The organism is Nocardia sp. JMUB6875 (genome assembly GCF_041154655.1).
Classification (GTDB): Bacteria; Actinomycetota; Actinomycetes; order Mycobacteriales; family Mycobacteriaceae; genus Nocardia.
In genome coordinates, this window is record NZ_BAAFGR010000156.1 from 1 (window position 1) to 18,570 (window position 18,570).

20 protein-coding genes are annotated in these 18,570 nt (G+C 67.8%); 7 read left to right on the forward strand and 13 right to left on the reverse strand.

Annotated features, from left to right (window positions below; translation table 11 throughout):
- Positions 1-737 precede the first annotated feature (737 nt).
- The 3 genes from ACAM49_RS31000 (at position 738) to ACAM49_RS31010 (ending at position 2,685) form a co-directional block, all read left to right on the forward strand.
- Entirely contained in the window at positions 738-1,550 is an 813-nt protein-coding gene (locus ACAM49_RS31000) for a hypothetical protein (protein ID WP_369639107.1), read from the forward strand.
- A 13-nt stretch (positions 1,551-1,563) separates the two neighbouring features.
- Entirely contained in the window at positions 1,564-2,064 is a 501-nt protein-coding gene (locus tag ACAM49_RS31005) for a hypothetical protein (RefSeq protein ID WP_369639108.1), read from the forward strand.
- Positions 2,065-2,166: 102 nt separating this feature from the next.
- Entirely contained in the window at positions 2,167-2,685 is a 519-nt protein-coding gene (locus ACAM49_RS31010; RefSeq protein WP_369639109.1) for an ester cyclase, read from the forward strand.
- Positions 2,686-2,691: 6 nt separating this feature from the next.
- Here the strand turns inward: ACAM49_RS31010 and ACAM49_RS31015 are convergent, their stop codons facing one another.
- From ACAM49_RS31015 to ACAM49_RS31025, 3 genes are all read right to left on the reverse strand, one after another.
- Positions 2,692-3,387 carry an HAD family hydrolase gene (locus ACAM49_RS31015; protein WP_369639110.1) on the reverse strand — a complete coding sequence of 232 codons (696 nt, stop codon included), beginning with the start codon at positions 3,385-3,387 and terminating at the stop codon, positions 2,692-2,694.
- A gap of 19 nt (positions 3,388-3,406) precedes the next feature.
- Complete coding sequence (locus tag ACAM49_RS31020; protein ID WP_369639111.1) at positions 3,407-4,300, reverse strand: putative protein N(5)-glutamine methyltransferase; 894 nt, start codon at positions 4,298-4,300, stop codon at positions 3,407-3,409.
- A 123-nt stretch (positions 4,301-4,423) separates the two neighbouring features.
- Complete coding sequence (locus ACAM49_RS31025; protein ID WP_369639112.1) at positions 4,424-5,284, reverse strand: YdcF family protein; 861 nt, start codon at positions 5,282-5,284, stop codon at positions 4,424-4,426.
- A gap of 273 nt (positions 5,285-5,557) precedes the next feature.
- Between ACAM49_RS31025 and ACAM49_RS31030 the strand changes: the two genes are divergently transcribed.
- Positions 5,558-6,406 (forward strand): bifunctional 5,10-methylenetetrahydrofolate dehydrogenase/5,10-methenyltetrahydrofolate cyclohydrolase, encoded by an 849-nt coding sequence (locus ACAM49_RS31030; RefSeq protein ID WP_369639113.1) that lies wholly within the window; start codon positions 5,558-5,560, stop codon positions 6,404-6,406.
- A 103-nt stretch (positions 6,407-6,509) separates the two neighbouring features.
- Here ACAM49_RS31030 and ACAM49_RS31035 read toward each other — a convergent pair whose 3' ends face one another.
- Both ACAM49_RS31035 and ACAM49_RS31040 read right to left on the reverse strand, forming a co-directional pair.
- Positions 6,510-7,256, reverse strand: coding sequence for a L,D-transpeptidase family protein (locus tag ACAM49_RS31035; protein WP_369639114.1), 747 nt, complete (start codon positions 7,254-7,256; stop codon positions 6,510-6,512).
- Positions 7,257-7,508: 252 nt separating this feature from the next.
- Positions 7,509-8,147: a cyclodeaminase/cyclohydrolase family protein gene (locus tag ACAM49_RS31040; RefSeq protein WP_369639115.1), complete on the reverse strand. Its 639-nt coding sequence runs from the start codon at positions 8,145-8,147 to the stop codon at positions 7,509-7,511.
- A 125-nt stretch (positions 8,148-8,272) separates the two neighbouring features.
- On the opposite strand from ACAM49_RS31040, the gene ACAM49_RS31045 reads away from it, so the two are divergent.
- Positions 8,273-9,310 (forward strand): LLM class F420-dependent oxidoreductase, encoded by a 1,038-nt coding sequence (locus ACAM49_RS31045; RefSeq protein ID WP_369639116.1) that lies wholly within the window; start codon positions 8,273-8,275, stop codon positions 9,308-9,310.
- A 93-nt stretch (positions 9,311-9,403) separates the two neighbouring features.
- On the opposite strand, the gene ACAM49_RS31050 is transcribed toward ACAM49_RS31045, so the two are convergent.
- The 8 genes from ACAM49_RS31050 to ACAM49_RS31085 all read right to left on the reverse strand — a co-directional run bounded on the left by ACAM49_RS31050 (position 9,404) and on the right by ACAM49_RS31085 (position 15,603).
- Positions 9,404-9,733, reverse strand: a complete 330-nt coding sequence (locus ACAM49_RS31050) for an STAS domain-containing protein (RefSeq protein WP_040808207.1) — start codon at positions 9,731-9,733, stop codon at positions 9,404-9,406.
- 197 nt (positions 9,734-9,930) lie between these two features.
- A complete protein-coding gene (locus tag ACAM49_RS31055; RefSeq protein WP_369639117.1) occupies positions 9,931-12,231 on the reverse strand; it encodes a SpoIIE family protein phosphatase in 2,301 nt (766 codons plus the stop codon).
- Positions 12,232-12,244: 13 nt separating this feature from the next.
- Positions 12,245-12,898 carry a SpoIIE family protein phosphatase gene (locus ACAM49_RS31060; RefSeq protein ID WP_040808081.1) on the reverse strand — a complete coding sequence of 218 codons (654 nt, stop codon included), beginning with the start codon at positions 12,896-12,898 and terminating at the stop codon, positions 12,245-12,247.
- A complete protein-coding gene (locus ACAM49_RS31065) occupies positions 12,891-13,286 on the reverse strand; it encodes an ATP-binding protein (RefSeq protein WP_040808208.1) in 396 nt (131 codons plus the stop codon). The genes ACAM49_RS31060 and ACAM49_RS31065 overlap by 8 nt, the downstream gene beginning before the upstream one ends.
- Positions 13,287-13,293: 7 nt before the next feature.
- Positions 13,294-13,683 carry an STAS domain-containing protein gene (locus tag ACAM49_RS31070; RefSeq protein ID WP_040808082.1) on the reverse strand — a complete coding sequence of 130 codons (390 nt, stop codon included), beginning with the start codon at positions 13,681-13,683 and terminating at the stop codon, positions 13,294-13,296.
- Between the two features lie 15 nt (positions 13,684-13,698).
- Complete coding sequence (locus ACAM49_RS31075) at positions 13,699-14,592, reverse strand: STAS domain-containing protein (RefSeq protein WP_033085408.1); 894 nt, start codon at positions 14,590-14,592, stop codon at positions 13,699-13,701.
- A 165-nt stretch (positions 14,593-14,757) separates the two neighbouring features.
- Positions 14,758-15,240, reverse strand: a complete 483-nt coding sequence (locus tag ACAM49_RS31080) for a MarR family winged helix-turn-helix transcriptional regulator (RefSeq protein ID WP_369639118.1) — start codon at positions 15,238-15,240, stop codon at positions 14,758-14,760.
- A gap of 123 nt (positions 15,241-15,363) precedes the next feature.
- Positions 15,364-15,603: a hypothetical protein gene (locus ACAM49_RS31085; RefSeq protein WP_369639119.1), complete on the reverse strand. Its 240-nt coding sequence runs from the start codon at positions 15,601-15,603 to the stop codon at positions 15,364-15,366.
- A gap of 410 nt (positions 15,604-16,013) precedes the next feature.
- On the opposite strand from ACAM49_RS31085, the gene ACAM49_RS31090 reads away from it, so the two are divergent.
- On the forward strand, positions 16,014-17,690 hold the full coding sequence (locus tag ACAM49_RS31090; protein WP_369639120.1) for a fumarate hydratase: 1,677 nt from the start codon (positions 16,014-16,016) through the stop codon (positions 17,688-17,690).
- A 332-nt stretch (positions 17,691-18,022) separates the two neighbouring features.
- On the forward strand, positions 18,023-18,427 hold the full coding sequence (locus tag ACAM49_RS31095) for a M15 family metallopeptidase (protein ID WP_369639121.1): 405 nt from the start codon (positions 18,023-18,025) through the stop codon (positions 18,425-18,427).
- Positions 18,428-18,570: the final 143 nt, after the last annotated feature.

The window sequence follows — 18,570 nt, forward strand, 5'->3', positions numbered from 1 at the left end:
ATCCCGAGCCCGGCACGGCCGCGCCCCGCGAGTGGGTGCCGCCGCCGCCACTTCCCGCAGCACCAACTCCGGCCGCGCCGGGCTCGGGATCGCCGCTGCCGCAGGCTCTTCCTCCGCACGGCCGGATAGTGGCGACCCCGCCGCCTTTGGGGCCGGGATCGGTCCTGCCGCCACCGCTGCCGGGGACTTCCGCCGCACCGGCGGGGCCGCCGCCGCTGCCGGGTGGGTTCGCGCCGAATCGGACAGGGCAAGCGCCGATGGGTGGGATGCCGCCCGTGATTGTGGCTCCGGTGATCGTGCCTGGGGCCGAAATCGGCAATGCGCCTGCGGGAAATGGGGCGGCGCAGCAGAGTTCGGTGGTGCCGGATCGGGCTATGTTGCACAGCACGGAGTTGACTCGGACATATCCGTGTTCGGCTTGTGGGGCGCAGCTGGTGTTCGATCCGGTGGGGCAGGATTTGTTGTGCCCCAGTTGCGGGAATCGGTCGGCGGTCAGTGCGCCGAATGTGGCTGTGGAGGCTCGGGAATTGGGGCCTGCGATGGTGGCGTTGCGGGAGCGGCAGGCGGGGCAGGCCGGGCCGCAGGTTACGGGGGAGTGGGAGGTGAAGTGCCAGAACTGCGGGGGGACAACCGGGTTCAATGGGAGTTTGACCGCCACGCGGTGTCCGTATTGTGCGACGCCGATTCAGCGGGATGATGTGCACAATGCGCCGGCTCGGTTGCCGGTGGATGGGGTGGTGCCGTTTCTGGTGGGGGAGAAGCAGGCTCGGGAGCTCGTTGAGAAGTGGGTTTCCAAGCGGTGGTTCGCGCCTTCGAACTTCAAGAAGTATCGGCGGATCGGGGCCTTTTCCAGTTTGTATACCGCGTATTTCACCTATGACGCGGATACCGCCAGTTGGTATCAGGGTCAGCGTGGGGACGATTACCAGGTTCGGGTCGGGACCGATGAGGATGGGGATCCGATCTACGAGACGCGGACTCGGTGGTCCTCGGTCGCCGGTGAGGTCAGCAATGAATTCGCGGATCTGCCGGTGCTGGCCAATGACAATCTGAATCGCGATCGGATTCGGGCGTTGGAACCGTGGCCGGTGGAGCAGGCGCGGGCGTACTCACCGGAGTACGTGGCGGGGCATCTGTGCCGCACCTACGACAAGGATGCCGAGGAGTCGTTCCCGGAGGCGCAGCAGCGGATCGACGCCGCCATCGAATCGAGTGTGCGGTCCGCCATCGGCGGCGACCATCAGCGCATCGACCAGCTGAACACGTCGTGGAACTGGTTGGCGTACAAGCATTTGCTGCTGCCGATCTGGCTGCTGACCGTCGTGTACATGAGCACCACCTACCAGGTGTACATCAACGGTCTCACCGGTGAGGTGTCCGGCGACCGGCCGTGGAGCAAGGTGAAGATCGCCGCCGCGATCCTGGCGGTGATCTCGATCATCGCGGTGATCATCGGGATCTACGCCGCCTCGCGCGGCCACCACACCCCGGCGCACCCGACCGGACCGGGCCACAGCACGGTTGTCCCGCGTCCGACCACCCATCGTTGAAAGTGAGCTCACCATGCTGGTTTTCGTGCTCGTAGTGCTGCTCCTGCTGGCGGCGGCGGTGGGCGGGATCATGCTGCTGTCCGCCCGCCAGAAGCGGGCGACGGCCGACGCCAACCAGGTCATCCCGGGCACCCCGACCCGCGCCCCGGCCTCGTGGGCGGGTTCCCACGATCCCGAGCCGCGCCTGCATCGCCGCCTGCGCGACGCCATGACCGCGGTCCGCACCGCCAACTCCCTCGACGACGGCACCACCATCGTGCTGCGCGCCGAACTCGAACAGGCCGCCCTGGCCTGGGACGACCGCCTGGTGGCCATCGCCGCCCTGCCCGCCGCCGCCCGCGAGGAGCAGCGCGCCACCGCCGTCAAGGGCGTCGAGACCATCGAAGCCGCTGTGGCGCAGTATGTCTCGGCCGCCACCCAGCGCACCGCCGCCGACGTGACCGCCGGGCTCGCCGCGGCGCAGGCACAACTGGAGATCCAGGCGGAGATCCGCAAATCCCTGGAAGCGGGCTGAAAATCCCTGGAAGCGGCTGAGCTTCCGGGGACGGGATGCGCTCGCGGCGGGTCGCGGGCAGACTGTGGACAACTACCGTCGTGTCGATAATCGGAGGGAATCATGGCGGATGAGGACGCGCGCAAGCTCGCGATCCGGTCGATCGAGCTGATGGCGGACGGGGAGCTCGCCGATTTCGAGGCCGTCATCCATCCCGAGGCCGTGAACCGCGAGGACAAGGTCGAGGCGCCCGCCGCGCGCGGTCGTGGTCCGGCCGCGTTCCTGGGCTCGGCGCAATGGCTGCGCGCGGCCTTCAGCGATATGCGATGGGACGTCCACGAGGTCGTCGTCGACGGCGATCTCGTCGCATTGCACACCACCATGCACGGCCGCCAGACCGGCACCTTCGTCGTCTACGGGCCGGATGCCAAACCGGAGCAGGCGTTCCCGTCCACCGGCAAGACCTTCGCGGTCACCCAGTCGCACTGGCTGCGCATTGCCGACGGCAAGATCATCGAGCACTGGGCGAACCGCGACGACCTGGGGCAGGCTACCCAATTGGGCTGGGTCCCACCGACTCCGGTCTATCTGGTGCGCATGCACCGTGCGCTGAGCGACGCCCGCAAGGCCGCCGGGCACTGACCTCGTTCAGTGCGCGGTCGAATCCAGTTCCGCCAGTGAGCGAATGACGGTGATGTCGGCGTCCACGGCGACCCCGAGCCCGGTCCGATCCAGCCAATACGCTTGCAGCCCGGCATCTCTGGCCCCGAGCGCGTCCACGTCGTAGCGGTCGCCGACGTATGCCACGTGCTCGGGCTCCAGGCCGAGAATCTCGCATCCCGCGAGGAATATGCCCGGATCCGGTTTGGCCGAACCGAATTCGTCCGAGCACAGAATCGCGTCTCCGAAGTGGTGCAGCAGTCCGACGGTCCGCAGTTTCCCGGTCTGATACGGCAGCGACGCATTGGACACCACACCCAGCCCGACCCGGCCGTCGAACCCGCGCAACGCCGGCGCGACGTCAGGGAAGGCCGTCCAGGCCGTATCCCGATACGCCGAATAGGCGGCGAACCACGCGGCCGGATCGTCTACCGCCATCCCGATTTCCGCCAGGAACCGCTCCGTCCGCACCAATTGCTGCCCTTTGAAGGTCAATTTCCCGGCGAGGAACCGCGGATACTCTTCCTCCTCGATCGCCCGCCACAGCGCCACCGCCGCATCGGCCGACTCGAACCGATCCAGCGCCCCTTCCGCCGCCAGATGCTTCAAGATCCCGATCCGCGCCGTCCCCGAGTAGTCGATGAGCGTGTCATCCACATCGAACAGCACCCCGCGAATACTCATGCCCGCGCACCGATCCCGTTCATGACAGCGTCCCGATCACCACGGTGGCTCCCAACTCCTCACACTCCGCGATCCGCGCATCCAACCCATGGGACCGCATGATCTCGGCCGCCACCGGCGCCTGCTCCTCGCTCTCCTCCACGAGCAAATATCCTCCGGGAGCCAGCCATTCACCCGCCACCGCCGCGATCCGCCGCAACACGTCCAACCCATCCGTCCCGCCGTCCAGCGCCCGCCGCGGCTCATGATCCCGAGCCTCCGGCGGCATCCCCCCGATCTCACCCGACGGCACATACGGCGTATTCGCCAGCAGCACATGCACCCGCCCGCGCAGATCCGTTGGTATAGCCTCGAACAAATCCCCCTCGAAAACCTGCCCGTCCACCGCGGCCAGATTCTCCCGAGCGCACCGGACGGCAGCGGGCTCGATATCAGCTGCGGTCAACTCGACCCGAATTCCTTCGGCAGCCAGCTCTTTCGCGAACGCCAAGCCCAGCGCTCCACAGCCGCAACACATATCGACCGCGACGATCGCCCGCGGCGGCGGACCTGCATCACCCGAGAGGATTCGGGTCGAAACCGCGCCGGTGTGACTCGCGAGCCCCGCGGTCGAGCTGGATCGCTGGGGCTCGGTGCCGAGCGCGCGCCCCAACGCGACCGCCTGTTCGACCAGGAACGAGGTGCGCTGGCGGGGGACGAAGACGCCCGACGCGACGGTTACCCGCAGGCCGCGGAACTCCGCCCAGCCCAGGAGGTGTTCCAAGGGGAATCCCGCGATCCGCTGGGCGACAAGCCATTCCAGGCGGTCCGGGTCGGAGGTGGCGCTCAGGAGCAGGGCGGCCTCGTCTTCCGCGAAGACGCATCCGGCGGCGCGCAGCCGCGCGACCAGGGTATCGGTATCAGCGGAGGTCACCGAGCCATTGTGCACGCCCGGACGCCTGCCCAGGTTCGGCAGGGTCCGGGCGCGGCCGGCTGCGTGCACCGGTCGAGACGGCGCAGCGATCCGGGTGGAGGCGTCGTTTTCCCTCTCGGGTGATCAGCGCTCGGTGGGGAGGCGGAGGACTCGGCTGGCGTCGAGGTAGATGCCGCGCTGGCTGTTGCGGGCCGGGGGCGGGAGTTGGGAGACCAGCTGTTCGAGGGAGGTCGTCGCGCCGATGACCGGCATGCCCGCCACGATGAAGTCGGCGACGGCGCGGCGAATGTGGTTGGGGGAGGTCACCACAATGGCGCTGGTGGCGCCCGCGTCCCTGAGCATGGACACGCCGAAGAGGGCGTTCTGCACGGTGGAACCCGCGCGGTGGTCGGTGAGGATGCGGCTGGCCGGAATGCCGTGACCGATGAGCCAGCCCTGCATGGCCGCCGCCTCGGTGATGCCGTTCTGCGGATTGCCGCCGGTCACCAGAATGGGGGACATGGGCGAGGCGATGGCCTGCAGCCAGGCCGCCTGGAGGCGGTTGACCAGTTCGGGGCGCATGGAACCGTCGGGCAGCAGGCCGTAACCCAGCACCGCGATACCGGTCTGCGGGCCCGCGATCGCCGGGATCGGGTTGGGGAGCGTGCCGACGGCGGCGCCGATGGCGCGGAACAGGTTCCGCGTCCCGTCGGCCAGCCTGCCGTCGATTCCGTTGAGCCGGTTCAGCGCCACCTCGCGGGTGATCAGATCCCCGGCGTAGTCCGACCAGATCGCCTGCAGCGACAGCGCCTGCGCGTCATCCGGTGACTCGGCCAGCAATTGGCGCAGGTCGGCCAGACCGGCGCCCTCATTGCCACTGGTGAAATTGTCCTGCGCCGAGTTGTAGAGGGCTCCTGGATCCGCGTGCGCGGTGCCGGTTCCGAGAATGGTGAGCGCTGCGGCCGCCGCCGCGAGCAAAGTGGGGAAACGCCTGGCGATCTGCACTGCTGTCGACCTTTCGGAGGGTGTCACGCATTGCTTTGCTGGCTATCTATTCAATTTGCTGGCTATTGGCTCAGATCCGAATGTGGACACGATACGACTGACCATCGCCGTTGTCGGGTATTTGCCGAACAGATTTCGCGCGTTTGATCCACGTCACATCTGGGAACGCGCGCGACCCGTCAGGCGATCGATCACCCCGCCGTCGCAGCACCGACCGGTCTGCCTGTGCACGGCTCGCAAACCGATTCCGGTCGCGCGATAGGCTTTGCACCCGTGGATACGACTTCGCTCATCGGCAAGGATCTCGCCGCCGCCCTGAACACCGACACCAAGGCGCGCGCCGCCGCCCTCACCGACAAGGGCGCCGCCCCCCGCCTGGCCCTGGTGATCGCGAACGACGATCCCGCCAGCGCCTGGTACGTGAAGTCGCTCAACCGCGCCGCCGACCGCCTCGGAATCGCCTGCGAGAACGTCGATCTCGGCGTCGACGCCACCGCCGAAGAGATCCGCGCCAAGCTTACCGAGCTGTCGGAGGACCCGACCGTCGACGGCATCATGCTGCAGACCCCGCTGCCCAAGGGCGTCGGCCTCGACGACGTGAGCATCGCCATCGCCGCCGCCAAGGATGTCGACGGCGTCAGCCCGCTGTCCCTGGGCCTGCTCGCCTCCGGCCTGCCCGGCTTCCCGCCCGCCACCTCCGAGGCGGTCGTGGAACTGGCCAAGTTCCACAATGTTCCGCTCGCGGGCCGCCTGGTCACCGTCGTCGGCCGCTCGAATGTGGTGGGCAAGCCCCTGCTTCAGCTGCTCCTCGCCGAGAACGCAACCGTCACCATCGCCCACTCCCGCACCGCGGACCTCCCGGCCGTCACCACCCCCGCCGATGTCGTGGTCGCCGCGGTCGGCCGCGCGGGCCTCATCACCGGCGAGCACGTCCGCGAGGGCGCGGTCGTCATCGACGTCGGCACCAACGAGGACGAGAACGGCAACATCACCGGCGACGTGGACGCACCGTCCGTCACCGGCAAGGCCGCGGCGCTGAGCCCCGTCCCCGGCGGCGTCGGCCCCGTCACCACCGCCCTGCTCATGCGCCACGTGGTCCAGGCAGCCGAATCCGCCCGCTAGCCACCAAGAGTCACAAACAAGATCAGGGAGCTCTCACTGCTGGAATCTGTCCGATTCCGCAGCGTGAGAGCTCCCTGATCTTGAATTCAGGTGTGGTGGGGGATCACCAGTGGGTGGTGACGGGGTCGCCGATGGAGACGTTGTCGTAGTACCACTCGGCGTCGGCGGGGGCGAGGTTGATGCAGCCGTGGGAGACGTTGGAGTTGCCCTGGGAGTCGACGGACCACGGGGCCGAGTGGACGTAGACGCCACCCCAGGTCAGGCGTTCGGCGAACTCGCCGGTGATCAGGTAGCCCTCGGGATCGCTGAGCGGGATGCCGATCGTGCGGGAGTCGAAGGTGACCGAGCGCTCGCGCGACAGCACCGGGAAGGTGCCGACCGGAGTTTCGCGGCCGGGTTTGCCCATCGAGGCGGGCATGGTGCGAGCAACCCCGTCGATCCACACCGTGAAGGTGTGGTTGGACATGTCAGCGTCCGCGGTGGTGCCGCCATTGGTCTGGAACTTGATGTGCTGACGGCCCGCGAGGACCGTGATCGGGGACTTGGTGGGTAGATAATTCGTCGGCGTCCACATCAGTTGGCGGTCGTCGAGCCAGGAAAACGTTCCGGCGAGGGAGTTCCCGGCCCGGACATCGACCGTGCGCTCGGCCTTCGCACGATCGGTGACCGCGGACGCGAACTGCACGGTGACCGGGGCCGCGATGCCGACCGTCTGGCCGGGACCGGGCGAAATCGCTTGAACCGCTGGGAGACCGGTGGTGGTGAGAACCGCACCCGCGGCTCCGGATCCGAACGCGGCCGCCGCCGCGACGAAACTTGCGACGAACAGCGAGCGAAGCGCTTTCCGCATCGTTCCATCCCTTCGAGAGGGTGTGGGCCTGGGTTCCTCAGCCTATGACTTGATCATCTGTCCCATTCGGAAATGTTCCCGGTTCGTAACCATTGTCCCGGCGTGGGAGCTTTGTGAGAGTCCGTGTCGCCAGGTAACGGCGCGAAAAAGAGCTGTACCCCGCTCCATAACGGAACGGGGTACAGCGCAAGCTGATTCGATGCGTGCCCGTGTGACGGCCTCGCGACCAAAGTGGGTGACGGCCTCGAGACGTCAGCGGGTGATCGCCGCGACCACGTCGTTGTGCAGCGCGTCGGCGCGGGCGATGACTTCCTCGATCTGCTTCAGCACCGGCGCGAACTCAGCGCCCGCCCCGCTGTCCAGGGAGGCCACATTGATCGCGATGTTCAACTGCGAGCTGGCCGCCGCGGACCGCGCGCAGTCGGCCGCCGCACCGATATCGGTGACCACGTTCGGATTGCCGATGGGCAGCAGTTCGTTTGCCAGCGAGACGATTTCGTCGGCCTCGGCGACCACGGCGGCGGGCACCCGGGCGGCCTGCAGCAGCGCGGCGGTGATGGCCTCGGCGCGCGCGGCCTGCTCGGCCTCGGTCTCCTTGGGCAGCTTGTAGGCATTGCCGACCCCGGTGAAGGCGGCGGCATCGGCGTCGGCCAGCGCCAGCGAGCGCTCGCGGGCGGCGTCGGCGGCCTCGATGATGCGGTCGATGACCGGGCGGTGCTCGGCGTCCTTGGCCCGGGTGGTGTAGCGCGCGACCATGGCGACCAGCGCCGCGCCCTGCGCCGCGTGCAGCGCCGCGACCGCGCCGCCGCCGGGGGCGGGCACCTTGGCGGCCAGCTGATCCAGGTACCCCCGCAGTGTCGAGTCACCGAAGCCGGTGGTGTCCTGAGTCATGAGGGGTGGCCTCCCTTGGCAGTACGGGGAATTGGAGTGAGTGCGCCGCTAACCGTACCGGCGCTGCGGTGCCGACCGGCAACCCACCCGCCGACCTATGCAAATAGTTGGGTAAGGTCCCGGGCATGCGTATCGGACTGTCGATCAATTACACCGACGGCTTCAAGGAGATCGCCGCCGAGGTCGCCGACCTCGAACGGGCGGGCCTGGACATCGCGTTCGTGCCCGAGGCGTATTCGTTCGACGCGGTGAGCGCGCTCGGCTACCTGGCCGCGAAGACCGAACGGATCCAGCTGGCCTCGGGCATCCTGCAGCTCTACACCCGCACGCCCACGCTCACCGCCATGACCGCCGCGGGCCTGGACTACGTCTCCGACGGCCGCTTCATCCTGGGCCTGGGCGCCTCGGGCCCGCAGGTGATCGAGGGCTTCCACGGCGTGAACTACGACGCGCCGATCGGCCGCACCCGCGAGGTGCTCGAGATCTGCCGCAAGGTGTGGAAGCGCGAACGCCTGGAATACCAGGGCAAGTACTACAACATCCCGCTGCCCGAGGGTCAGGGCACCGGGCTGGGCAAGCCGCTCAAGCTCATCAATCACCCTGTGCGCGAGAACATTCCGGTGCTGCTGGCCGCGCTCGGCCCGAAGAACGTCGAGCTGGCCGCGGAAATGGCCGAGGGCTGGCAGCCCATCTTCTTCCTGCCGGAGAAGGCCGACGCGGTCTGGGGTGAATCGGTGAAAGCCGGTCTGGCCAAGCGTGATCCGGCGCGCGGCGACCTCGAGATCTTCGCGGGCCCGGCGCTGGCCATCGGCGACAATGTGGACAGCTGGCGCGACGGCGTCAAGCCGCACCTGGCCCTCTACATCGGCGGCATGGGCGCCAAGGGCAAGAACTTCTACCACACCCTGGCCACCAAGTACGGCTACGGCGCCGAGGCCGACCGGATCCAGGAGCTGTACCTGGCGGGCCGGAAGGAAGAGGCCGCCAAGGCGGTTCCCGACGATCTGGTGCGCGACACCAACCTGATCGGTTCGGCCGGATTCGTGAAGGAACGGGTGCAGGCGTTCCGCGAGGCCGGTGTCACCGTGCTGAACGTGGTCCCGATGGCGGGTACGCCCGCCGAGCGCGTCAAGCTGATCGAGCAGCTGCGCGAGCTCATCTAGCTCATCGATTCCGGGCGCGCCGGAACCACGAGTGAGAACACGAAGCCGAGTCCGGGCGAACCGGACTCGGCTTCGGTGTTTTCGGGCCGGGTGTCAGCGCAGCGAGGCCAGCGCCTCGTCGAGGGTCGGATGCAGCGCGAACACCTGATCCAGGCTCGTCACCTTCAACTGGCGGCTGGTGGCGGGCCCGTCCGCCACCACCGCGATGCGGGTATCGCCGGCGCGCTTGTGCGCACCGACCAGGACCGCCATGCCGGCCGAGGCCAGGAAGCTCACGGCGGTCAGGTCGATCACCAGCGCGGCGGGCGTGCCCGCCAGGGCGGCGTCGACGGCGTTCTCCAGCGCGGGGGCGGTCGCCAGGTCGACGTCACCGGCCACGGTGAGGACCGTCGCCTCGGCGCGTTCGGTGACCGAGGTGGTCATCGTGTCGGCGAATGGATAGCCGTCTCCGGAAGTGTTGGTCACGTTTGTTAAATCTGCCATGATCCGTCCGTTCGTGCTGCATCGTCTACCACATCGGTACTGGTTCGGTAGTCGGCGTTATAGCGAAACCCGCAGCTACCGCACTCTTTCGGAGTGATCCGAAATCGCCCGCCGAACTCGTGCCGACGGGCCCTGATTCACATGCGCCCGGCCGCGGAGAATGAAACGGCCAGTAGTCGCACCGACATCCGCACCCGTGTACCCGGCCCGGAACTGTCGATGTCGAGATGATCGGTGAGCGCACGCATCATGGCGATGCCGCGACCGCGATGGCCCGGATCCGCGGGCAGCGGCCGCCACGCGCCGGTATCGCTCACCTCGATGGTCAGGGTGTCCACGCCGCAATCGGCGGTGAGGCGCACCCGGCCCGGCTCACCGTCGAGGTAGGCGTGCTCGATGCTGTTGCTGCAGGCCTCGTTCGCGGCCGCGACCAGATCCACGGCCGTGTCGTGCGGGACCGCCGCCGCCGAGAGCCAGGCCCGCAGCGCACGCCGGAGCCCGGACAGCTCACCGGCCGCGGCGGGCACGTCCAGGCGCAGGGTCTTGGGCGGCTGGCGGTACACGACCATGGCCACGTCATCGTCGTAGCCGCCGGTGGGCCGCAGCCGGGACAGCACCGAATCGACCACCTCGCGCGGCAATTGCCCGGCGACGCGGCCCAATTCGTCGGCCAGTTCGACGAACCGGTCGGCGATATCGACATTGCGCTGCTCGACCAGACCGTCGGTGAACAGGACCAGCGTGGAGCCGGGAGCCATGGACGTGGTGGCCTCGGGGCGGCGCGGAATATCGAAGGTGGCCAAGGGAACCGCGCGACCACCCTCCAGCAGTCTGCCGGGTTTGCCGGGTTCGGCGAGCACCGGGGGCATATGCCCGGCATTGGAATAGCGCACCAGACCGCGCACGGGATCCAGGATCGCCGCGCACACGGTGGTGCACATGGCTCCCGGAATACGGGCGGCGACGGTGTCGAGTTCGGCCAGCAGCTGCGCCGGGCCCGCGCCGCGCAGCAGCAGAGCCCGTGCGGCCGAGCGCAATTGGCCCATCACCACGGCGGCCGAGAGGCCACGGCCGACACAGTCGCCGACGACCACGCCGATGGTGCCGTCCTCGAGGCGCACCACGTCGTACCAGTCGCCGCCGATCTCGAGCGGCGGCAGCGCGGGCTCGTAGTGGACCGAGAAACGCGGCGGCAGTTCGATCGGGCCGAGCATGGCGCGCTGCAGGGTCAGGGAGGTGGAGCGGGCCTGATCGAAGTTGCGGGCGCGCTGCACGGCCAGGCTCAAATGGCCGACCAGCAGCGAGAACAGCGCCCAGTCACCGGGAGTGATGACGCGCGGCGCGGCGAAGCGCAGCCACAGCGCCGAATCGCCGCTCTCACCGAGCGGCGCGACGATGCCCTCGGAACTGGTCGCCCCTTCCGGGATGGCGAACATCGTCCGCCCGGGTTGCAGCCGGGCCCGATCCAGGAGCGCCCGGGCGCGGGCATCGAGCACCTGGCGGGACTCACCGCCGCCGTGCAGCAGCCGCTCGGGCAGGTGGATCGGCTGGGTGTCGTGCGGCGCGATACCCGCGCCGGTGTACGGATTGTCCTCGGAGACATAGAGTTCGGGCCCGGTGTGCCGATTCGGCCAGACCGAGACGACCGCGGCCTCGGCCCCGATGGCGCGCCGCAGCTCCTCGAGCCCGATGGTGAGCACCTCCACCACACTCGTCGCCGCGGCGACCGCCGTGGCCAGCCGCGACACCGCTTGATCGCGTGCCTGGGCATCGTGCTCGGCGGTGACATCGCGCAGCGTGCCGACGAAAATCCGTTCGCCGTTCTCGGGTTTCACCAGCGAACTGGTCGACACCGCCAGCCACAGCCGCCGCCCGTCCCGATGCCGGATCGGCATGACGAACCGGGCCGCGTCGGTGCCCAGATCCGGATAGCGCGGCGCCTCGGGCACGGTCCACGGGTGGGGGAGCGCGTACGGAATGCCGTCCGGGCCATACCCGGTCAGCGCGCCGAACGCCGAATTCACCTCGATCAGCGTGCCTTGGGAGTCGACGACGAAGAACCCGTCCTGCAAGGACTCCACCAGCGCCGTGCGGAAGGCGTCGCGCCCGGCGAGATCGTCGGCGCGCGAACGCTGTTGCTCATAGCGCCGGGTGCCGTCGAGGAAACCGCGGGTGGCCACATCCAGCGCCGCCATGGTCTGCAGCAGGAACTCCAGCGCCGCCTCGGTGCGGTCGGTGCCGTCGGGCACGGGCATGATCCCGTCGTGCTCGAGCAGCCGGTAGTGGTGCTCGGTGAGATCGAGAATGCTCACACCCTCCACCAACGCCCGCCGACCCAGCTCGAAACCCTCGGACAGAGTGGTCTGATTCGGTGCGCGCAAATGCAGCCGCAATGCTGCGGCGTAGTCCTCGCGGAAGGCGGCCAGGACCGCGCTCACGCGGTGTCCCCGTTCATGGCTTCACCGTCGGAATCGGTTGGGACGGATGGGAATGCCCGCGATGCCGTGCCGCCAGCACCAATGCGTCATCGGTGTCCTTGGCGTGGCGGGCGAGGATGTCGGCGGTGATCTCCGAGGTCGGCTTGGACAGATCGACCGAATCGGCGAAACTGCTCGTGATGCCGTCGGTCGACATCAGCAGCAGATCACCCGGGCGCACCGCCACGGTCTGCGGTTGCAGATTCGGTGGCAGCAGATAGCCCACGATGCCGCCGGTCAGCAGCACGCTGGCGCGAATGGCCGGTTTGCCGGGAGCCACCGCGACAATGCGGGATTCCACATTGCCGACGCCGAGCCAGTGCACGCGGTCGCGAGAGTCGAACAGCGCCAGGGAGACCGCCGCGCCGCGGGTATCGGCCATGGCGCGATGACACAGCAGCATGAGCACATCCAGCGGCTCCGCGCGGTTCTCCGAGAGCACCTGCGCCGCTCGATCGGAGGCGTCCGCCGCGGCCGCGCCGTGGCCCAGACCGTCCAGTACGGCGAAGAGCACGGAACCGCCGCCCGCGTCGAGGATGACCGACCGGTCGCCCGAAACGCGTTGCCCGGGTAGTGCGCGACCGGCGACGGCCCACTCGACCGCGCCGATGAAACCGTCCTCACGCACCGGTGGGCACCCACTTCCACATTTCGACCAGCGTGCCGTGCCCAGGTTCGGATTTGATCAGCATGCCGTCCATCAGCCGCTTGGAACCCGGAAGGCCCAGCCCCAGACCGCGTCCGGTGGAGTAGCCGTCCTCCATGGCGCGTGAAATGTCCGCGATGCCGGGCCCATTGTCCTTGGCCTGCACTACCATCGAGCGCCGGCCGTCGCGCTCCTGAACCCCGAGATGGATCGCCCCGGTGCCCGCGTAACTCGTGATATTGCGCGCCACTTCGGAAATGGCCGTCGCGATCATGGTGCGATCGGAGAGCGAGAAGCCGAGTTTGGCAGCCAACTCCAGCCCCGCTTGCCGAGCGGTCACGATGTCGTTGGACACGTTCACCGCGATCACCACGTCGTCAGCGGCCACGATCACGACCGTCTCGTTGGCTGCCCTTCTGGGTCTTCTTGTTCAACCACGACAGACCTTCCTCGAGGTCCAGCGCGGTGTGCATGTCCTCGAAGGTCAGGCCCAATTGCACCATGGCAAAGGCGACTTCGGGCTGCAGGCCCACGATGACCGTTTCCGCACCGCGCAGCTTGGTCATGTGGGCGATGGTACGCAGCGATCTGGCGGCAAAGGAGTCCATTACGTCGATTGCGGTGACATCGACGATGATGCCCTGGGCTCGATATCTGCTGACATAGGTCATCAGATCGTCTTGCAGGCGTTCGGTATCGGCGTCGGTGAGTGCGGACTGCACCGACGCGATCAGGTATGTGCCTTGTTTGAGAATGGGTACCGGCATCTGCCCCGCCCTGGATTACCGTCCGTCGCGATCGGTGACACGCGACACCTCGTAGCCGAGCAAACGCTCCGCTTCCTCGATGCCACCCTGGAGGTCACCGACGGCGTTCATCTTCGACAGATCCAGGCCGATGGTGACAAGGGTAAGCGCGATCTCCGACGACAGGCCGGTAATGATGACATTCGCACCCATGAGACCGGAGGCGTCGACCGTCTGCACCAGGTGGTTGGCCACCGTGGAGTCGATGGCGGGCACACCGGTGATATCGATGACGACGACCTTGGCGCGGTTGGCGCGGATGGCCCGCAGCAACTGCTCGGTCAGCTGACGGGCGCGCTGGGAGTCCAGCACACCGATGATGGGGAGGATCAGCAGCTGCTCGCGCACCTGGAGCACAGGGGTCGACAGCTCGCGGATGGCTTCCTGCTGCTGGCGGATGACGCGCTCGCGCTCCTGCACGAAGGACACGGCCACGGTGTTGGCGATGCGGTTCGCGGCCGGTTCGTAGGCGTCGAGCACCAGCTTGAGCAGCTCGAAGTCGGACTGGTACTTCTCGAAGAGGCTGCGCGCCAGCACGTCTCGCAGCAAGAGCACGATGCCGACGACCTCGTCGGTCTCGACTCCTCTGGGGATGATGCGTTCGGACAGATCGCGCGCGTAGGCCTGCAGCGCTTCGACGCTACCGGTCTCGAGCACCTCGACGTAGTTGTCGTAGACGGAGGTGGCTTCGGAGAAGATCTCCTCGGGCGTCATCGCGGTGAGGAGCTGGGCGTCGGTGATGCGACGGGCCCACTCCTCGCGCAGTTCGGTGCGGTTCTGCCGCAGGTGTTCGACGAGCTGCGGAAGCAGATTGTCGACGGGACCCGCGGGCAGTGAATCCGCCGAGAGACCGATGGACACGTCGGACATGGAAACTCCTGCCCCTTTCGCTAAGGCCAGGTCGGGGTGCTCACTTCGACGACCGGTTAGCCGGTCGTGTGCTCGGTGCCGACCGCCGTCGGAAGCCGGTGCCGAGCCTAGTCTTACCCAGTACCCAATGGGTGCCAAACCAAACGCTGGTGGCGTGGCAATTGGTCAGGTGGTCTGCTCTCCGCGGGTTTCCGGTCTTCGGTGATGGGCCAGCAAAGTGTCGTAAATGTCGGCCAGGGCCGCGAGCTGGCCACGATCCAGCACATCCACCATGTGACGACGCACACTCTCGACATGCGAGGGGGCGGCGGAATCGAGGACCTGCGCGCCCTTTTCGGTGAGCACGGCGGCGGTGCGGCGGGCATCGTCGGGAATCGATTCGCGGGCCACCAGGCCGCGCTTCTCCATGCGCGTGATCTGGTGCGAGAGCCGCGACTGCGACCACTCCAGCACCGCGGCGAGTTCGGCGAAGCTGCGCCGGTGGTCGGTGGCGTCGGCCAGGCGGGCGAGCACGGTGTATTCGACGTAGGTGAGATTGGATTCACGTAGGGAATCCCGCCCCACCGCGGCGGCGATCAGGTCGCGGGTGAACACGTACCCCAGCCACGCGCGCATCTCGACATCATCGAGCCAACGGGTTTGCGCCACAGTTCCACTCCCGGGTTCCGCAACCATGCTATTCCTCCCCGCTGCCGACAAGCGCATCATGCACAGGTAACACCCGCCCGGTTGAAGGTGCAACCTGTACCTGTTCGCAACGGCCTGTCTCGGTCACGGCCGCCGCATCCGGTGCCAATTGCGCAGCGCGCCCACCATCAATCCGCCGGCGGCGGTGAGGACCGCCGCGCCCGCGTTGCCGAATACGACCAGTGCCACCACCGCGGCGGCGATGACGATCAGGGCGATCAGGTCGAGCCAGGAATTGCCGTGGCCTTCGTCACGTGCGGGCAGATCGCGTGCCGTCCGGGCGGAATCGGGCCCCGGGGTCTCCGAATCGGGCTCCGGGGTCATGGCTGCCTCCGGGCGCCGCGTAGCGCCGTCAAAGGCCTTGGCATGCTGCTGCTTTGGTGTCGAGCTTCCCGATCGATCGGCGGACGCGGATCATGCTGTGGAACTGCCACGGGGCGAGTCTCGCACGTGTGTCGTTCTGCTGCGGGTGATTTCGCGTTTGCAAATGAATTCGCAAATGCAAGAACAGAACCGATTGGTTTGAATTGGCGCGGTGCGCAGGAGAATTCGCGGATCGGATGGCGGAGCGCGCCCGGTGAGGACTCAGGTTCTCGTATGGGCTCGGACTCGGCGTCGCGGGAGGGGCCGCCGTCAGTCTTGCCCGGTCGCCGGTGCCTGTCGGCCGATCGATAGAGTACGTCTGCTTGAACCGTCGGCTGACCAGCCCCAGCCCTGCTCGAGGAGTGCGATTCGTGACCGCGCCTGACTTCCTGTACTCGGATCTGCTGCCCATCGGTAAGGACGAGACGCCGTACCGGCTGCTCACCACCGAGGGCGTGAGCACCTTCGAGGCGGGTGGGCGGACCTTCCTGCAGGTGGAGCCCGAGGTGTTGCGGATGCTCACCGCGGAAGCCATGCATGACATCAGCCATTACCTGCGCCCGGCGCATCTGGCGCAGCTGCGCAAGATCATCGACGATCCGGAGTCGAGCGGTAACGACCGGTTCGTGGCGCTGGATCTGCTGAAGAACGTGAACATCTCGGCGGGCGGGATCCTGCCGATGTGCCAGGACACCGGCACCGCCATCGTGATGGGCAAGAAGTCCGAGGGCGTGCTCACCGGAGCCGATGACGCGGAATGGATTTCGCGCGGCGTGTTCGACGCCTACACCAAGTTGAACCTGCGCTACTCGCAGCTCGCGCCCATCAATATGTGGGATGAGAAGAACACCGGCAACAATCTGCCCGCGCAGATCGAGTTGTATTCGCAGGCAGGCGATCCCGCGCAGCCGTCGTACAAGTTCTTGTACATGGCCAAGGGCGGCGGGTCGGCCAACAAGTCGTTCCTGTATCAGGAGACCAAGGCGATCCTGAACCCGGATCGCATGCTGGAGTTCCTCGACGAGAAGATCCGCTCGCTCGGTACCGCGGCCTGCCCGCCCTACCACCTGGCGGTCGTGATCGGCGGCACCTCGGCCGAATTCGCCTTGAAGACGGCCAAGTACGCCTCGGCGCACTACCTGGACAACCTGCCGACCGAGGGTTCGATAGCCGCGCACGGCTTCCGCGACCTCGAGCTCGAGGAGCAGGTGTTCAAGCTGACCCAGTCCTTCGGCATCGGCGCGCAGTTCGGCGGCAAGTACTTCTGCCACGACGTGCGTGTCATCCGCCTGCCCCGCCACGGCGCGTCCTGCCCGGTCGCCATCGCGGTGTCCTGCTCGGCGGACCGGCAGGCGCTGGCCAAGATCACCCCCGAGGGCGTGTTCCTCGAGCAGCTGGAACGTGAACCGGCGCAGTACCTTCCGGAGCAGACCGACGCCATCCTCGGCGGCGACGTCGTGAAGATCGACCTGAACCGGCCGATGTCGGAGATCCGCGACGAGCTGTCGAAGTACCCGGTGAAGACCCGGCTCTCGCTGACCGGTCCGCTGGTCGTGGCGCGCGACATCGCGCACGCCAAGATCAAGGAGCGCCTCGACGCGGGCGAGCCCATGCCGCAGTACATGCGGGACATGGCCGTCTACTACGCCGGTCCGGCCAAAACCCCCGACGGCTACGCCTCGGGCTCCTTCGGCCCCACCACCGCGGGCCGCATGGACTCCTACGTCGACCAGTTCCAGGCCGCGGGTGGCTCGCACGTCATGCTGGCCAAGGGCAACCGCTCCGCGCAGGTCACCAAGGCGTGCAAGGAACACGGCGGCTTCTACCTCGGATCCATCGGCGGCCCCGCGGCGCGGCTCGCGCTGGACTGCATCAAGTCCGTCGAGGTGCTCGAATACCCCGAACTGGGTATGGAAGCGGTGTGGAAGATCGAGGTCGAGGACTTCCCGGCCTTCATCGTCGTCGACGACAAGGGCAACGACTTCTTCGCCGAAACCTCCAAGCCGATCGCGCTGCGCGTGCGCGAGCGGTCCAAGGAGCGCGTCTGACGCCTGAAACGGCTGTCGGTCAATAGAATTCGGCGGCTGCCCCGATTCCGTGCGCGGGTCGGGGCAGCGCAACGGTGAAGTCCGAGCCAGGAGGCGAGTGGATGCGTGCGATGAGCGCGGCAATGTCGGGGACCCAGCGGCGGGCCGGTGCGCGCCGCGCGGCCGCCGTGGCCGTGCTGGCCAGCGCGGGCCTCGTCGGCGGTTCACTCACCGCCGTCGCCGCGGCTCACCCTGCCGCGCAAGACCTTTCGACCGAGACGACCGTGAACACCGAGGGCATCCGCGCCGCCGACTCGGACCCCGCTGCCCGCCCGCTCCCGGCCGCCCATTCGATTCCGGTCGCGACAGCCATCGCCGCCGGGACCGACGGCCTCGATCCGCGCCTGTCCTCCGCCTACAACGCGGCCGCCGCCGAGGCCTACGCGAACGGCGTCTCGCTGTGGATCACCTCCGGCTACCGCACCCCGGCCGAGCAGGAATCCCTCTGGGAGGACGGCCTGCAGACCTACGGCAGCCCCGAAGCAGCCCGCCGCTGGGTCCTGCCCCCGAACGAATCCACCCACGTCACCGGCCAAGCCATCGACGTCGGCCCCCGCGAGGGCGCGCAATGGCTCGAGGACAACGGCTCCCACTGGGGCCTGTGCCGCATGTACGACAACGAATGGTGGCACTTCGAACTCGCCACCTACCCCGACGGCCCCTGCCCGGCGCGCCTCCCCGACGCCAGCCAGCGCTGACGTCCCTCCGACCAGAATGCACTGGAGCACACGTCTACTCGACGTTCACCTGCTCCAGTGCATTCTCGTCGACGGATGAGAGGTGGGTGTTCACCCAGCGGGTGGTGAGATGGGTGAAGGCTCGGGTGGCGGCGGTGGGGTAG

Bases quoted from the DNA above. Each gene is read 5' to 3' on its own strand.
- ACAM49_RS31070 (WP_040808082.1), bottom strand. From the start codon at position 13,683: ATGCCGGTACCCATTCTCAAACAAGGCACATACCTGATCGCGTCGGTG.
- ACAM49_RS31015 (WP_369639110.1), bottom strand. From the start codon at position 3,387: ATGAGTATTCGCGGGGTGCTGTTCGATGTGGATGACACGCTCATCGAC.
- ACAM49_RS31005 (WP_369639108.1), top strand. From the start codon at position 1,564: ATGCTGGTTTTCGTGCTCGTAGTGCTGCTCCTGCTGGCGGCGGCGGTG.
- ACAM49_RS31010 (WP_369639109.1), top strand. From the start codon at position 2,167: ATGGCGGATGAGGACGCGCGCAAGCTCGCGATCCGGTCGATCGAGCTG.
- ACAM49_RS31045 (WP_369639116.1), top strand. From the start codon at position 8,273: ATGCGTATCGGACTGTCGATCAATTACACCGACGGCTTCAAGGAGATC.
- ACAM49_RS31075 (WP_033085408.1), bottom strand. From the start codon at position 14,592: ATGTCCGACGTGTCCATCGGTCTCTCGGCGGATTCACTGCCCGCGGGT.
- ACAM49_RS31035 (WP_369639114.1), bottom strand. From the start codon at position 7,256: ATGCGGAAAGCGCTTCGCTCGCTGTTCGTCGCAAGTTTCGTCGCGGCG.
- ACAM49_RS31040 (WP_369639115.1), bottom strand. From the start codon at position 8,147: ATGACTCAGGACACCACCGGCTTCGGTGACTCGACACTGCGGGGGTAC.
- ACAM49_RS31050 (WP_040808207.1), bottom strand. From the start codon at position 9,733: ATGACCACCTCGGTCACCGAACGCGCCGAGGCGACGGTCCTCACCGTG.
- ACAM49_RS31085 (WP_369639119.1), bottom strand. From the start codon at position 15,603: ATGACCCCGGAGCCCGATTCGGAGACCCCGGGGCCCGATTCCGCCCGG.